This window comes from Shewanella sp. ALD9, from assembly GCF_002836315.1.
Classification (GTDB): domain Bacteria; phylum Pseudomonadota; class Gammaproteobacteria; order Enterobacterales; family Shewanellaceae; genus Shewanella.
In genome coordinates, this window is sequence record NZ_PJCD01000002.1 from 436,542 (window position 1) to 450,505 (window position 13,964).

A 13,964-nucleotide genomic window follows, 5' to 3' on the forward strand; every position below is an offset into this window, starting at 1 on the left:
ATGAGCGCTTTTTTTTTGCCAAACAAGATCCGCAACAATCACTTCTGCTATACTCGCGCCCATTACAAAACGATCTGCTGGACAATGCGATGAATGACATTATTGAACAACTACAAGAATTAAGCGAAACCGTACCGGTGCCGTTAGAATTGCCAACTTTTGAGCAACTTGTAGAAGTTGAAGAACAGATCTTAATTGGTTTACCCAACGATCTAAAAGAATTCTTACTGTATGGCAGCGATGTTATTTATGGCACGCTTGAACCTGTTACCGCTGCCGATCCATCTTCACATACCTACTTACCTGAAGTGGCTTGTTATGCTTGGTCTATTGGATTACCTCGCGAACAAATTGCCATTTGCCAAATCGGTGATAGCTTTTATTGTATTGATGAAGAAAGCCAAGTGTTGTTTTGGAAAAAAGGCCGATTTAGCGACAAAGTATGGGAATCATTTTGGCATTGGGCCGAAGACGTATGGCTTAATCGATAATCTTATTTATTAGCCTCGGTTGGAGTTAACTAACCCAACGCGAGATAATAAACGGTTATCAAACAAATTATCACTAACAATGAGAACGATCATGTCGAAAAATACCGGTTTAAATGCAATTGAAATTCAATGTTTACGTCAGTCTTTAGGCCTAACAACTGAACAGGTTGCTAGCATCACTAAAGCCAGTAATGAAGACGTGATGGCATGGGAATCTGGCGAGAAAAAAGCACCGATTCCGGCTCAAAAAAAGTTACTAGAAATCGATGATATTATCGAAATGCAAGTGCTCAACACCTCTGACGGTATTGAAGAGCTATTTAAAAAAGAGCCTAAGCGTCGGTTAGCCTTTGTGGTGTATCCGACTCAAGCGCTATATACCCAATACAATCCAGAATTTTTAAGCACTTTACCATTAACTGAATTGTACAATGCCGCAGCTTGGCGTATTAAAAAAGAATGTAAACTCGTACTTGAAGTGGATGTAAGCTTAGTCGCGCTCGATGCCGAAGCCTATAAAGCTTATCGTGCTGATAACGGCATGAGCGAAAGCCGAGAAAGCCGTGCAAAATGGGCCGCTACTCAGTTATAAAAACCTCTATTTTGACAGTCAATCACTAAAAGGAAGCTTCGGGCTTCCTTTTTAATAACGGTTATTTAGCGACATCGGCAAGTACTACTGTTTTGGCGAGCGCAGCAGCCAAAGCAGGACGTTGCTTTAGCCTATCACGATACGCTGACAACTTTGGCGGAATGTCTTGCTTGAATCCTAAAGCCCACCCTAATGTTTGGCTTAATAGTATATCGGCGACCATTGGCTCGCTGCCACATACAAACCCAGACTCCGGTATCCAAGTTTCAGCAATAGCTGTCGCCTGATCAAACTCCCATTTAGCTACAGTAAACATAGTGTCTACACGCAGTTCTTTTGGCAACGCAAAACGATGCTTTGCAATACTCCAAATCGGTTGTTCAAGCTCACTAATGACAAAACTCATCCAACGTTCATGGATAGCAGACTCTTGAGTACCCGGTTTTGGCAACCATTTACCTTGGCCGTACTTTTCCGCTAAATAACGCATAATGGCCGCAGATTCGCTTAACACAAAATCACCCTCTGTGAGTACTGGCATTTTGCCACTAGGGTTAAGGGCTAAAAATGCGTCACTTTTATGTTCACCATTAGCAAAATCGATAGCATAAAACTGCCATGCAATACCTAACTCTTCTAAAAGCCAAGATACGCGTAGCGCACGACTTTTTTGGGTTCCGTATAACGTAATCATTTTGGCTCCATTTTGTATGATGAGGTTAATGAGAATAAAAAAGCCACATTGCACCTTAAGTGAATGTGGCTGTTGTTATCTTATGACGTTGTCATTAGAACTTCATTGTGACTTTAGTATAAATATAACGGCCTAATGGGTTATGTACACCCATTGCGTAACCATATAGGTCTGCATCACCATCACCAATCGCAAATGATGGCTCTTCATCAAACACGTTATTAACACCTACAGATAGCTTAACCGTGTCATTGAAACGATATGAACCAGACATATCAACTAACAACTGTGCATCAACGGTACGGGTTTCGTTGAAATCTTCAAACTCGCCGATGTAACTTAAGTTAACGTTAGCGGCAAAGTCATCCATGTTCCAGTTAGTTGTAGCTAACCAGCGGTGTTGTGGATACTCATACTCACCAGTGTAATCAATGATCTCGCCATCAATTTCTTTTTCAAAGCTGATTAAGTAACTGTACTCTAGACCAAACTTAACGTCACCATAGCGGTTTAATTCAAGACCATAATGAGTTGATAAATCCACACCTTGAACTTCTTGTGAACCAATATTGACGAATCCAGATTTAATCACATCAAGCGGACCAAATGTCTGACCTGCTTGCGGTGCATTTCGCAAACAGACCGTACTGTTTTGATCATTACAATTTTCATCATAAAGAACCTGGTTTTGCAGTGAATCAATCTTGTGATCTTGGAGGATATTGTACATATCGACACCAATATCAAACTGCTGACTTGGAGCCCAAATAATGCCCACATTCCACGTTTCTGACTCTTCAGCTTTAAGGTTAGGGTTACCGGCAAATATAAAGTTGTAATCCAATAACTCACAATCTACGTTATCAGCTTCACAACGATAGCTATCAATTAAAAAGTCACTTTTTTCAGATGGACCTAAGCCTATTTGCGCTAACGATGGTGCACGGAAACCAGTTGACCAAGAACCACGTGCAGTTATCTCGTCACTAATGCCCCATTGGAAGGCAATTTTAGGGTTAGTGGTTGAACCAAAGTCACTGTAGCTGTCATAACGACCCGCTAACTGCAGTTCAAAGTTATCTGCAATAGGAATTGATAATTCTACATAGGCAGCATGTTGATCACGTGAACCAAATGCAGACACCGCTTCAGTACCAAAAATCAGACCGCGCTGGAACTGCTCATCTGGCACGTCACTAACGCTTTCTTCGCGATACTCTGCACCTGCAGCCATCATGATATCGCGGTCGGCGATAGTAAACGCATGGCCCGAAATACTCGCATCATAAGCTGTGATGCTCGACTTACCTTGTCTTACTAGGCTAGTAGTGATGCGATCAATTACATCTGCTGAGTTAATCGTGCCGCCAAAAGGATTGTAATTACCCGCATCAATTTCGGCTTGTAAGTAATCAGTTCTTACCCAACCTTGTGAACGGTCACCTGTTTGAGTTGATTCACTGCGACCACGTTGCGCTGATACTTCCCAGTCCCAATCGTTTATTACACCACGAAGACCGGCAACAATACGCATAGTATCTGATTCGATATCCCAACGACGAGCGCCAGCATCAACCGTACGGTAACGGCCGATATCAATGTCTTGTCCAAATGGGTTGTTAGGATGAGAACCAGGCACGGTTAAACCAGCATCTTCATCTAATGGCGTTGGTGCACCACCCGCTTCAGAGGTGTTATGTTGTACAGATAACTCTAAAAATGCAGTTAAATCTTCACCTAGCATGTAATCAAATTGGCCAATAGCACCAACACGCTCAGACGTTGGAATGGTTAAATTGTATGGACCGTAATCAAACAAACAACTGCCACTTGCTGTGGCATTCTCAGCGGGGCAATCAGGATCGATAGTTTTCACACCATTAACATAAAAATACCCTGGAAAGCCTCGTGATGAACGGTAATCTTCACCGCCGTAAGGTGATTGGTTAGCGGTGCCAAAACGACCCATATCGCTTGCTGACAAGGTGCCATTGGTAAAGTAATCAAGAATAATTGACGCACTGCCTTTGTCGGCTTTTACGCCCCACACTAAGCTGGCTGTGGTTTCGTCATAACCCGTACCGCTGTCATCACCATAACCTAGGTTAATTTCAAGCCCTTCGATATCTTTTCTTAATATGATGTTAACCACACCAGCGATAGCATCAGAACCATAAATGGCTGAAGCACCGTCTTTAAGAATATCAATGCGCTCAATCGCTGATACTGGGATATTGTTGATATCAACAAATGAATTCGAAATACCTTCAGCAAAGGCACTCGATCCCACTCGGCGACCATTGATAAGTACCAAAGTGGCATCTGGCCCTAAGCCACGTAAACTGATTGATGCACCACCGTTAGCGGTAGAATCTTGGCTGTTTCCACGAGTAGAAAATGCACCAGAACCGTTTGCAGGCATACGCTCAAGCAATTGTTGTAGGTTATCGAAACCCATGTTGGCGATATCGTCTTTATTCAACGATTGTACTGGCGAAGGTCCCTCAATATCAGTTCGTTTGATACGAGAACCAGTCACTTCAATTCGTTCAACTTTTGATTCAGCACCGGCTTCAGCAGCTTGAGAAACGAATGCGATAGGGGCAAGGGACAGTGATATGGCGATAGCGCAAGCACTACGCAGTAGGTTAGTTTTTTTCATGATCATCCTTAACGTTAATTTATTGTTTTACATCCTTGACTGTTGCACACTGCCGTTAAAGCTATAACGACGCGCAACTCGTGCGGATTTATACTTACGCAACTAAGTTAAGTCATTTCTTAACAAAGTCAACACAAGCCCGTAATGTAAATGTAACCAGCCACTTAAACAAGAATAAATACTTAAAAAAAGTGAATTTAAATGCTTTTGATATGGAGGTCAGATGAGTGACAAAACGCTAGTTAGTGCCCACTTTCATGCAAACCTAGGTCTGTACTGGTTATTGTCTGGCGGCTTAGTCTTTTGCCTAAGTGTTGTTGGTATTCCATTGTTATTATTATGGTTTCCCCTAGGATTACTGGCGACAAAGCGTTACATCAATAACATGAGTGCTGAATTAACCGAGCAAAAACTCATCGTCCGCAAAGGGTTGTTTACTCGAACAGAAAATACCGTTCCATTGGATAAAATCACCGATATGGCGCTTATCCAAGGCCCCATCATGCGCATGTTTAGCATACATAAACTTACCGTAGAAACCGCCGGGCAATCTGGTGCTGGGGCGTTAATTAACTTAACGGGCGTCATAAATGTAGTCGATTTTAGAGCACAAGTACTGGCACAAAAAACACAACTCACTGAACGGAAAGACCACACATCGGCCCGCTCCAATACCGATGCATTAATCCTCGACAATCTACAACAAATGAACGCTACTCTTTTGCGTATTGAACAATCATTAACCGCTAAACAATCAAACTAGGTCTTTTTTAACATGCTTAATCAACAAACTGCATCAGCCTTACCGTGGGTATCTCGTGTTAACACACTTTTTAAAGCCACAGGACCTGGGATCTTAATGGCCGCCGCCGCGATTGGCGCTTCTCACTTAGTCGCCTCAACTCGAGCGGGTGCCGAATTTGGTTGGCAACTGGCGTGGCTCATTTTATTAGTCAATATCGTTAAGTATCCTTTCTTCGCCGCTGGCGCTCGCTACACAGCAGCAACTGATGAGAGTTTATTGCACGGTTATCAAAAGCAAGGCCGCGGGTATTTGATGCTGTTTACGGGGCTTAATGTTATTGCCGCCATTGCCAGTACGGCGGGGGTATGTATGTTAACGGCGGCCATGCTAACCCAGTTTATTCCGCTATCGATTGATGTATTAGCGCTAATTGTATTGGTCAGCTCATTAGCATTATTAATTTTCGGCCACTACAAACTACTTGATAAAATGACCAAAATTATCATGTTGGCTCTTACGTTAACCACCTTAGTCGCCGTGGCATTGGCTTTTAATCGTCATAGCGGATTCGGCACTCCAGTGGTTGGCGAATCTCCTTGGCAATGGGCGTATGTCGGTTTTTTAGTGGCGATGATGGGTTGGATGCCTGCTCCGATAGAGGTCAGTACTTGGAACTCATTATGGTTAATAGAAAAACGTAAAACTCAAACGGTAACCGCCAAGCAGGCTATTTTTGATTTTAATCTAGGCTATGTCACCACGGCATTACTGGCGATTGTATTTTTAGCATTAGGCGCATTAGTGATGCACGGCAGTGGCGAGCGTTTTTCTGACTCTGGCGCGGTATTTGCGTCGCAATTGATCACCCTCTATAGCCAAGTTATGGGCAATGAAAGCCGCTATCTCATTGGGATAGTCGCGTTTTTATGTATTTTTAGCACCACAGTGACGGTAATTGATGGTTATAGCCGCACACTTGATATGGGCTGGCGATTACTGTCTAACAACACGTCCACACGCAGTTATTTAACCCAGGTGATGCTCGGGATCAGCGCGCTGGGTTTATTACTCATTTTATTCTTTAAAGGCGCCTTATTACCGCTGCTTGAATTTGTGATGATCCTTGCCTTTATGACTACCGTTATTTTTGCTTGGCTTAACTTCCGTTTAATGACCAGTGACACCTTGGCTAAAAAACATCGTTATGGCCGGGTGATGGTTGGATTGTCTTGGATTGGTTTATTGTATTTAGTTAGCTTCGCTATTTTGTTTATTTATTGGTATCTCACAAAATAATCTCACTAAAAGCCTAGAGGCTAGGACGCTACGCGGCTAGATCCTATAAAATCAACAGCCTAACAGCGAAGCGATACCAGCAGACCGAAGGTCGCACTAGCAGACCGAAGGTCGCACTAGCAGACCGAAGGTCGCACTAGCAGACCGAAGGTCGCACTAGCAGACCGAAGGTCGCACTAGCAGACCGAAGGTCGCACTAGCAGACCGAAGGTCGCACTAGCAGCGAAGCGACACTAGCAGGCCGAAGCTTGCCCTAGCAGCGAAGCGATACTAGCAGACCAAAGGTCGCCCTAGCAGCGAAGCGACACTAGCAGGCCGAAGCTCGCCCTAGCAGCGAAGCGATACTAGCAGACCGAAGGTCGCCCTAGCAGCGAAGCGGCACTAGCAGCGAAGCGGCACTAGCAGCGTTAGAAATCGATTGCAGTTCAAGCAGGATTAATCTGACTAATCAATGATTACCCGTTATACTAGTGTTTCGTCAATTGACCTAAACCATTTATGCGCATCCGCGCCAGAGAACCTTATGATTAACAATGATATTCTTCGCCGTATTCGCTTTGTGTTTGACTATTCAAATGCCAAAATGATTAACATTTTCAGCCAAGCCAAAGTAGACATGTCTTCAGAGCAAATTATTGCGCTGTTGAAAAAAGAGGAAGAAGAAGGTTATCAAGCGTGTAATGACACATTAATGTGTCAATTCTTAGATGGTTTGATCATTCAAAATCGTGGATTAAAGCCAGGAGCTGAAGTACCAGCACCTTTAAAGCAATTGACTAACAACCTTATGTTCAAAAAATTACGCGTTGCGCTTGAAATGCGTGAAGAAGATATTATTGCCGCATTAGCTTTAGCAGATTTTTCAATGACTAAATCTGAGCTAGGTGCGCTATTCCGTAACCCTGATCATAAAAACTATAAACCTTGTGGCGACCAGGTATTAAGAAATTTCGTTAAAGGTTTATCAATCAAACATCGCGGTAAGTAAAACCTGCCAAGTTGTTGAGATAATGCTTTATAAATGCGTAGCTTAGGCTGCGCATTTTTGTTTGTGAGATTTACATTTAAACAATAATAATTTTGCATTTACACCATACGATTGTTCACATAGCAATGACACAATAGTAAGAGGTGAGTAAAAGTACCTAACAATTATGTGATTTTACTCACTTAACAGACCACAAAAAAGATCAGACGTGATAATCTACAAGCACAAAAAACCAGCCCAATTCTAATAACGATCTAACTGGATCTCACACATTAAGGTTCCCCATGGACGATAACAAACGCCCCCTCTATCTTCCTTTTGCCGGCCCAGCGATTCTTGAATCACCCCTGCTTAATAAAGGCAGTGCATTTAGTGAAGAAGAACGAATTTATTTCAACCTCGAAGGCCTCATTCCTTGGGTCATTGAAACCATTGATGAGCAAGCCGCTCGCGCTTACGCACAATTTAAAAACTTCACCAATGATCTCGATAAGCACATTTATTTACGCAACATTCAAGATACTAACGAAACCTTATTTTATCGTTTAGTGCGTAATAACATCAGTGAAATGATGCCAATTATCTACACGCCTACGGTTGGTTTAGCCTGTGAACGTTTCTCAAAAAACTATCGTCGTAACCGCGGTTTATTTATTTCGTATCCTAACAAAGATCGCATTGATGATATTTTAAATAACTCAACCCGCCATAAAGTCAAAGTCATCGTGGTGACGGACGGAGAACGTATTCTCGGTTTAGGCGACCAAGGCATAGGCGGTATGGGGATCCCAATTGGTAAATTATCGCTATACACCAGTTGTGGCGGCATAAGCCCGGCGTATTGTCTTGCGGTGACCTTAGATGTTGGTACTGATAACCCACAACTTCTTGAAGACCCTATGTATATGGGCTGGCGTCATCAACGTATTGGCGGTGATGAATATGCTGAATTTGTTGAAGAATTTATGCAAGCAGTCAGCCGTCGCTGGCCTGATGCCTTAATTCAGTTCGAAGATTTTGCACAAAAAAATGCCATGCCATTACTTGAACGATATAAAGATCAATATTGCAGTTTCAATGATGATATTCAAGGCACTGCAGCCGTTACGGTAGGCTCACTACTGGCAGCTTGTAAAGCCGCTAACAGTAAACTTAGCGAGCAACGTATTACCTTCTTGGGTGCGGGTAGCGCTGGTTGTGGTATTGCCGAAGCGATTGTGGCGACAATGGTATCTGAGGGCATTAGCGATCAACAAGCTCGCTCACAAGTGTTTATGGTCGATCGTTGGGGCTTATTACTCGATAACATGCCTAATCTACTTCCATTCCAACAGAAGCTAGCGCAACCCTGTGCCACGATAGAAGCATGGGACAATTACAGTGACAATATTTCGTTACTTGATGTGGTTAACAATGCCAAGCCAACGGTACTTATTGGAGTATCAGGCTCTCCTGGTTTATTTACTGAAGAAATCATTAGAGCAATGCACAGCCATTGTAAACGTCCAATTGTATTCCCATTATCGAATCCAACGAGCCGTGTAGAAGCGACCCCGAAGGACATTCTTAATTGGACATCGGGCCAAGCACTCGTGGCAACGGGTAGCCCATTTGAACCTGTGGTCGTCAATGGCGAAACCTTTGAGATAGCACAATGTAATAATAGCTTTATCTTCCCAGGTATTGGCTTAGGCGTATTATCTTGTGGTGCAAGGCGTGTATCTGATGAAATGTTAATGGCTTCAAGTCGTGCTTTAGCGGAGTGTTCGCCATTAGGCAAAGAGGGTGTTGGCTCGCTATTACCTCGCCTAGAAGATATTCAAGCTGTCAGTAAATATATTGCTTTTGCTGTTGCTAAAGCTGCCATTGATCAAGGTTTAGCATTACCTTGTACCGATGAGTTACTGCAACAATCGATTGAGGCTAACTTCTGGGAACCTGAATATCGTCGTTACAAACGTACCTCATTCTAACAATAATTAAGTACGACTCAGCGCTTTAGAATTGTAAAGCGCTGATTGTCATTAGTGTGATAGTGAAACTCATTGATTGAAAAGGTTATGCGCTTTTTAACCATAAAAAAATCCCAACCTAAGTTGGGATTTTTTATGTCTGTAATAACAGTAAATTTATGCCGACATCACTAGCTTAAAACTATTCAACAATGGGCGGTCGGTGCGCGCTTTTTTAAGCTTACGTAAACACTCTTTCAACGACTGCTCAGCTAAGCGTCCGAAGACACCATCATATTCGTTATTATTCATCTCTTCTTCAGAGTCAGCACTATCAGCAATTTCTTGCGCAACACGGCTTAACTGCATCCACGCATTGGCAATATAAAAGCCATGAAACTCTGCTTTGGTCATTAACTTTTGCGCACTCGCAGGTAATGCATCCCAAGCATGAGTAAATGTATTGGCTTTATCTTCAATAAGTTCGCTAAACAAGCCTTCATAGGCCTCAAGTAATGTTTCAGGTAACTTGTCCATCGGCAGTACTTTGTTTGCTACGTTATACGAAATTTGTTTTGCTACGTCTTGATACTGCGGGTCAACTTTGGTCATGGTTATCTCTCAATTAACATTCTACACATGGATTGGCATCAGAATGTTTGATGGCATAATAATCAAATTATTTATTGAAATTAGGCCAGAACAAACGCACTCTTAATGCCATATCTATGCAGTGATATGTCTTTTACTCATGTAAATGAAAACAAGCTAATCCAATTATGACATGATTTTTTACTGTTTGTATTATCAGTTTTTAAAGTAATACTCCGTCGATATATTAACTTAATGAGCAGATCAGCCTCTAAATATGGACTTTAATCTGCAGGTCACATCAATTTATCATTGATAAAACACCCATTGTGCACAATAATTGCTCATCGATAGTAAAGATGTATATAAAAGTGCTATAACTACGCCTACACAATGATTATTGTTGCCAACAAAAACTATAAATAAAAAAGCAGCTTATTATTTTGAATAAATCACTAAATTTTCACTTTTTTATTGCTATTTTTATCGCAATATATTTTTTACCTACTTCAGTCTTTGCCGCTTATTACGACAACGACAAAGCTGATGCTATCTATAAAAAAATAGATTTAGCTGATTATATTGATCAGATCGCTGGCGAAAAGCTACTCAACGAATATAAGCGGATCATTGCCTCTGACGATGAGATCCGTCAAAAACTCTATGTCCGTTTAAACTGCTGGAACCAGCCTTCTACTACAGAGAGTGAACTTACCAACGCCATTAAATATGCAGAGCAGCAACTGCTGATATATTCAGAACCCTATCCATCCGCAATTCATACCGATTTATTATTATGTTTGGGCTATTACAAACAGTTTTCAGGGCAATTAGACGAAGCTCTGGACGATCTTTCTAATGCAATAAATAATGCATACGAACTTGAAGATCCTCGACTTATCGCTGACGGCCGCAGCATTCGAGGGGCAATGCTGTCCTATCAAGGCAACTATTCATCTGCATTAGAAGATTTAATTACATCGCAACAATTGTATGAAAATCTTAATTTAACTTATTGGGCAAATGATAACTTGAGTGAACTTGCTGCAAGTTATCGGCGTTTTGGTGATGCTGAAACCGCTCTTAAATACCAAATAAAACTTGAACAAGCTTACCTTAAGGCCAATCAACAAATAGAAGCTGATAACATCAATAATCAGATCGCATTTTCACTTTTAGAGCTTGGACGTATCGATGAGTCTACAGCTCGATTTAAACAGTCGCTCGCCTTCTGGAAAACCCAAAAAGATAACGTTGCGATTGCAGATGCCAAAACCAATATTGCAGGTAATCTGATTAAGCTAGATAAAATAGATGAAGCACTAGTGCTGTTAAAGGAAGCAGAAAAAGAAATCCCAGTCAGTCATGATGGGCCGCATAGCTCATTAATGTTATACCTAGCACAAGTATATTTAGCTAAAAATGAATTAGATAAGGCACTTGAATACAGTCAGCTTGCATCAATTGATTTTAACCGTGGTGGCAATGAACGCGGTGAAAATGAAAACATCTATCTCAAAAGCGATATCTACCAAGCTAAAGGTGATATTGAAAACGCATTAAAAACATTACAAAAATTTATTAAAATGCACATGGCACTTGATAAGCAAAATATGTCTGATCGCAACTCAGAAATGCAAGCGCGCTTTAACACCAACAAAATTCAAACCGAAAACGAATGGTTAATACAACGCGACAAAGATAAAGAACAACAGTTACAGATTTTACAGCGTAACGAAAGCATGCAAATCATCATTATAATCTTAGTTGCGATTATTTTAATTATCGTATCAATGTTTGCTTACAAGCAAGTCATGCGAAAACAGCTCTTTAGACGTTTAGCCCTAACTGATGAGCTCACTAAGCTCTCCAATAGACGTGACACCTATTCTCAAGGCAATTATTTCCTGAAATCATCACAACAGTCGGGTAAACCTTTTTCAATCATCTCTTTTGATGCCGACCACTTTAAAATCGTTAACGACACTTTAGGCCACGACATGGGCGATAAAGTACTGGTAAAACTGGCCTCTATTAGTACTAGTATGATGCGCGATACCGATGTTGTTGGACGTGTTGGTGGTGAAGAGTTTTTGATTTTATTACCTAATATCGACAAAGCGAAAGCCATTGAAATCGCTAATCGGTTAATTGAGACCATTGCTGATTACGACTGGACTCAGATTTCGCCGAACTTACATCAAACCATCAGTGCTGGAGTGGCGAGTTATAGTAATGAAACAGAGTTATCTCCGTTGTTGCTAAAAGCGGACAAAGCACTCTATTCAGCCAAAGCTGCTGGTCGAAATTGTGTCAAAGCTGAGTAAAACGCGTATAATTTTAGCGTGTTTACTCAATGATAGTGTTATGACAACAACGACCGCAGTATTAACGCCTGATCCAATTACCGATCTTGAGATCAATTCAATCCCCGAGCCCTGTCCATTGACCGCGGTTCAACTTGATGTGCTCAATAGGCAAATCAAGCTTTGGGGTAAAGAACTTGGCTTTGCTCATATTGGTGTTGCTGATGTCGACTTAACTCAGCATGAGGCAGCATTACAAGACTGGTTAGATAAAGGTTATCACGGTGAGATGGCTTACATGGCTAATCACGGAATGATGCGTGCTAGACCCGCTGAGTTACATCCCGGAACCATTAGAGTGATTTGTGCTCGGATGGACTATTTACCGCCTGACGCTGGCTTTGCCAGTAATTTAACCGACCCAAATCTTGGTTATATCTCTCGTTATGCGGGTGGACGTGATTACCATAAACTCATCCGACAACGGCTTAAAAAGCTCGGCGATAAAATTAACCAGTATTGCCAACAGCTCGACTTTGATACGACTGATTTTAGACCTTTTGTGGATTCTGCACCTATTTTAGAACGTCCATTAGCCGATAAAGCCGGACTAGGCTGGAAAGGCAAACACTCGTTAATTTTACACCCAGATGCAGGCAGCTGGTTTTTTCTTGGCGAGTTACTCATTAACTTACCGTTACCGTTAGATATCCCGATTGAAGAAGGCTGCAACACTTGCGTAGCCTGCATAAAGTCATGCCCAACTGATGCGATTGTCGAGCCCTATGTTGTCGATGCAAGACGCTGTATTTCTTACTTGACCATTGAATTACAGGGCGCTATCCCAGAAGAGTTTCGCCCGCTTATAGGCAATCGTATTTATGGCTGTGATGACTGCCAGCTAGTGTGCCCAGTCAATGCTAAAGCACCACTGACAAAAGAAACTGATTTTCATACTCGCAGTGCGCTTATTCAACCCGATTTACTGACTCTATTTGCTTGGTCTGAACCTTATTTTCTCAGCCAAACAGAAGGCAGTGCGATTCGACGAATTGGTCATAAACGTTGGTTACGTAATATCGCGATTGCATTAGGTAATGCCCCTGCTAATCCGGCCATTATTAATGCGTTAGAGCAACGTAAACACAGTGAAGAAGTGGATGATATGGTACTTGAGCATATTGAATGGGCATTAGTTCAACAAATACAAAAAGCGCCACAGTCGGCGCTTTCACGTAAAACTCAACGAGTGATCAGATCAATACAAAAGGGTTTACCAAGAGACGCATAAACAAAATAAGCATTAGGCATTAGAGTCTAAGGTAAAACCCACTTTAATGGTCACTTGCCAATGAGCAATTAGGCCTTCTTCTAAATGACCACGAGTTTCGATAACTTGAAACCAACGCAAATGTAGTAAACTTTTATTGGCTTCTGCAATCGCATTTTTGACCGCCTCATCTGAACTTATTGGTGATGATCCCACGAGTTCAATGACTTTATAAGTGTGACTCATAATAGCTCCTATTGTTAACTGCACATCTTTAGTTTCAGTGTAGTAAACAATAGCGCTATTCACCGCAGTATCGTTGAATAATAAACAGATAACGGTAAGCCGTTGAATCCGGGGGGCTCACACCGTTTTTC

At 41.8% G+C, this 13,964-nt stretch carries 12 protein-coding genes; 8 read left to right on the forward strand and 4 right to left on the reverse strand.

Annotation, left to right across the window (positions count from 1 at the left end):
* The first annotated feature begins 89 nt into the window (after nt 1-89).
* Nucleotides 90-491, forward strand: coding sequence for an SMI1/KNR4 family protein (locus CXF88_RS05415; RefSeq protein WP_011636316.1), 402 nt, complete (start codon nt 90-92; stop codon nt 489-491).
* Nucleotides 492-582: 91 nt separating this feature from the next.
* Nucleotides 583-1,083, forward strand: a complete 501-nt coding sequence (locus CXF88_RS05420; RefSeq protein WP_101085905.1) for a DUF4447 family protein — start codon at nt 583-585, stop codon at nt 1,081-1,083.
* Between the two features lie 61 nt (nt 1,084-1,144).
* On the opposite strand, the gene CXF88_RS05425 is transcribed toward CXF88_RS05420, so the two are convergent.
* Together CXF88_RS05425 and CXF88_RS05430 are read right to left on the reverse strand one after the other, a co-directional pair.
* Nucleotides 1,145-1,777, reverse strand: coding sequence for a glutathione S-transferase family protein (locus CXF88_RS05425; RefSeq protein WP_101085906.1), 633 nt, complete (start codon nt 1,775-1,777; stop codon nt 1,145-1,147).
* 94 nt (nt 1,778-1,871) lie between these two features.
* A complete protein-coding gene (locus tag CXF88_RS05430) occupies nt 1,872-4,439 on the reverse strand; it encodes a TonB-dependent receptor (protein WP_101085907.1) in 2,568 nt (855 codons plus the stop codon).
* Nucleotides 4,440-4,662: 223 nt separating this feature from the next.
* Between CXF88_RS05430 and CXF88_RS05435 the strand changes: the two genes are divergently transcribed.
* The 4 genes from CXF88_RS05435 to CXF88_RS05450 all read left to right on the forward strand — a co-directional run bounded on the left by CXF88_RS05435 (nt 4,663) and on the right by CXF88_RS05450 (nt 9,441).
* Complete coding sequence (locus CXF88_RS05435) at nt 4,663-5,202, forward strand: PH domain-containing protein (protein ID WP_101085908.1); 540 nt, start codon at nt 4,663-4,665, stop codon at nt 5,200-5,202.
* A 12-nt stretch (nt 5,203-5,214) separates the two neighbouring features.
* Complete coding sequence (locus CXF88_RS05440; RefSeq protein ID WP_101085909.1) at nt 5,215-6,480, forward strand: divalent metal cation transporter; 1,266 nt, start codon at nt 5,215-5,217, stop codon at nt 6,478-6,480.
* Between the two features lie 523 nt (nt 6,481-7,003).
* Complete coding sequence (locus CXF88_RS05445; protein WP_101086303.1) at nt 7,004-7,468, forward strand: DUF1456 family protein; 465 nt, start codon at nt 7,004-7,006, stop codon at nt 7,466-7,468.
* A 284-nt stretch (nt 7,469-7,752) separates the two neighbouring features.
* Nucleotides 7,753-9,441 carry an NAD-dependent malic enzyme gene (locus tag CXF88_RS05450; protein WP_101085910.1) on the forward strand — a complete coding sequence of 563 codons (1,689 nt, stop codon included), beginning with the start codon at nt 7,753-7,755 and terminating at the stop codon, nt 9,439-9,441.
* 156 nt (nt 9,442-9,597) lie between these two features.
* Here the strand turns inward: CXF88_RS05450 and CXF88_RS05455 are convergent, their stop codons facing one another.
* Nucleotides 9,598-10,032 carry a DUF3069 domain-containing protein gene (locus tag CXF88_RS05455; RefSeq protein WP_101085911.1) on the reverse strand — a complete coding sequence of 145 codons (435 nt, stop codon included), beginning with the start codon at nt 10,030-10,032 and terminating at the stop codon, nt 9,598-9,600.
* Between the two features lie 422 nt (nt 10,033-10,454).
* Here CXF88_RS05455 and CXF88_RS05460 point away from each other — a divergent pair, with 422 nt between their 5' ends.
* Nucleotides 10,455-12,338: a diguanylate cyclase gene (locus tag CXF88_RS05460; RefSeq protein WP_101085912.1), complete on the forward strand. Its 1,884-nt coding sequence runs from the start codon at nt 10,455-10,457 to the stop codon at nt 12,336-12,338.
* Between the two features lie 40 nt (nt 12,339-12,378).
* The gene (queG, locus tag CXF88_RS05465) at nt 12,379-13,608 is read left to right on the forward strand and encodes a tRNA epoxyqueuosine(34) reductase QueG (RefSeq protein ID WP_157822774.1); all 1,230 of its coding nucleotides are present in this window, start codon (nt 12,379-12,381) and stop codon (nt 13,606-13,608) included.
* A 12-nt stretch (nt 13,609-13,620) separates the two neighbouring features.
* Here queG and CXF88_RS05470 read toward each other — a convergent pair whose 3' ends face one another.
* A complete protein-coding gene (locus CXF88_RS05470; RefSeq protein ID WP_041412796.1) occupies nt 13,621-13,833 on the reverse strand; it encodes a dodecin in 213 nt (70 codons plus the stop codon).
* Nucleotides 13,834-13,964: the final 131 nt, after the last annotated feature.

Coding starts and splice junctions, on each gene's coding strand:
- CXF88_RS05415 (WP_011636316.1), top strand. CDS start 90: ATGAATGACATTATTGAACAACTACAAGAATTAAGCGAAACCGTACCG.
- CXF88_RS05420 (WP_101085905.1), top strand. CDS start 583: ATGTCGAAAAATACCGGTTTAAATGCAATTGAAATTCAATGTTTACGT.
- CXF88_RS05425 (WP_101085906.1), bottom strand. CDS start 1,777: ATGATTACGTTATACGGAACCCAAAAAAGTCGTGCGCTACGCGTATCT.
- CXF88_RS05430 (WP_101085907.1), bottom strand. CDS start 4,439: ATGAAAAAAACTAACCTACTGCGTAGTGCTTGCGCTATCGCCATATCA.
- CXF88_RS05435 (WP_101085908.1), top strand. CDS start 4,663: ATGAGTGACAAAACGCTAGTTAGTGCCCACTTTCATGCAAACCTAGGT.
- CXF88_RS05440 (WP_101085909.1), top strand. CDS start 5,215: ATGCTTAATCAACAAACTGCATCAGCCTTACCGTGGGTATCTCGTGTT.
- CXF88_RS05445 (WP_101086303.1), top strand. CDS start 7,004: ATGATTAACAATGATATTCTTCGCCGTATTCGCTTTGTGTTTGACTAT.
- CXF88_RS05450 (WP_101085910.1), top strand. CDS start 7,753: ATGGACGATAACAAACGCCCCCTCTATCTTCCTTTTGCCGGCCCAGCG.
- CXF88_RS05455 (WP_101085911.1), bottom strand. CDS start 10,032: ATGACCAAAGTTGACCCGCAGTATCAAGACGTAGCAAAACAAATTTCG.
- queG (WP_157822774.1), top strand. CDS start 12,379: ATGACAACAACGACCGCAGTATTAACGCCTGATCCAATTACCGATCTT.
- CXF88_RS05470 (WP_041412796.1), bottom strand. CDS start 13,833: ATGAGTCACACTTATAAAGTCATTGAACTCGTGGGATCATCACCAATA.